Origin of the sequence: Achromobacter sp. GbtcB20, from assembly GCF_019091095.1 — a bacterium.
Classification (GTDB): Bacteria; Pseudomonadota; Gammaproteobacteria; order Burkholderiales; family Burkholderiaceae_B; genus Achromobacter; species Achromobacter mucicolens.
Genome location: NZ_JAGXJZ010000062.1, coordinates 1 through 1,489, shown reverse-complemented (window position 1 = coordinate 1,489; position 1,489 = coordinate 1). Strand labels below are relative to the sequence as shown.

1 protein-coding gene is annotated in these 1,489 nt (G+C 69.2%); it reads left to right on the top strand.

From position 1 onward, the window contains the following. Nucleotides 1-1,339 (top strand): dihydrolipoyl dehydrogenase (lpdA, locus tag KVT32_RS27735; protein WP_217619152.1); only part of this gene is annotated, 1,339 nt, incomplete at its 5' end. Between the last annotated feature and the right edge of the window lie 150 nt (nt 1,340-1,489).

Sequence of the window (1,489 nt, the reverse complement as noted above, 5' to 3'; positions counted from 1 at the left end):
CGCGATCCGCGCCGGCCAGCTCGGCATCCAGACCGTGCTGGTCGAAGCGGCCACGCCCGGCGGCACCTGCCTGAACATTGGCTGCATCCCGTCGAAAGCCCTGATCCACGCGGCCGAGGAATTCGACAAGGCGAAGCATTACGCCGACGGCTCGGCGCTCGGCATCATGGCCAGCGCCCCATCGATCGACGTGAGCCGCACCGTGCAGTGGAAGGACGGCATCGTCAAGCGCCTCACGAGCGGCGTCGGCGCCCTGCTGAAGAAGAACGACGTCCAGGTGATCAAGGGCTTCGCCCGCATCCTCGACGGCAAGACGGTCGAGGTGAAGGGGGAGAATGGCGAACTGCTGCGCGTGCGCTGCGAACACCTGCTGCTGGCCAGCGGATCGGAGCCGGTCGAGCTGCCGTTCATGCCCTTCGGCGGCATGGTGGTGTCGTCGACCGAGGCGCTGTCGCCGGCCGACGTGCCGCGGCGCCTGGTCGTGGTCGGCGCCGGCTACATCGGCCTGGAGCTGGGCACGGCCTACCGCAAGCTGGGCGCCGAGGTCACGGTCGTCGAGGCGCTTGATCGCGTCCTGCCGGCCTACGACGCCGAGCTGACCAAGCCGGTCGGCGCGGCGCTCAAGCGCCTCGGGGTCGAGCTGCGCCTGGGTTCGAGCGTGCTCGGCCTGAACGCGGCCGGCGACGGCGTACGCGTGAAGGATGCCAACGGCGAGGAAACCGTGCTGGCGGCCGACCGCGTGCTGGTGGCCGTGGGCCGCCGTCCGCGCAGCGCCGGCTTCGGGCTGGAAAGCCTGCAGCTCGACATGCTTGGCCGCGCCGTGAAGATCGACGACGGGTGCCGCACCTCGATGCGCAACGTCTGGGCGTTCGGCGACCTGACCGGCGAGCCGATGCTGGCGCACCGCGCCATGGCCCAGGGCGAGATGGTGGCCGAGATCATCTCGGGCAAGCGCCGCCATTTCACGCCGAACGCGATCGCCGCCGTCTGCTATACCGATCCGGAAGTGGTCGTGGTCGGCCTGTCGCCGCTGGACGCCGAAAAGGCCGGGCTGGACGTCATCAGCGCGCAATTCCCGTTCGCGGCGAATGGCCGGGCGATGACGATCGAGTCGACGGACGGTTTCGTGCGCGTCGTCGCGCGGCGCGACAACCACCTGATCCTGGGCTGGCAGGCGGTCGGGCGCGGCGTGTCGGAACTCTCGACGGCGTTCGGGCAATCGATCGAGCTGGGCGCTACCCTGGAAGACGTCGCCGGCACCATCCATGCCCACCCGACGCTGGGCGAAGCCGTGCAGGAAGCGGCGCTGCGCGCGCTGGGCCACGCGCTGCACATCTGAGGCGAGCCGCAGGTCTTGCGGTCGATGCGGGAAAACGGAAAGCGCATCCCCGTTTTCCCGCGCAACGATTTCCCCGCGCCCTGCCCCTGTTCCGGTGCGGGGTCCCTGCACATACATATGTGAAATTCCCCACGGCGATTTGCAACAATT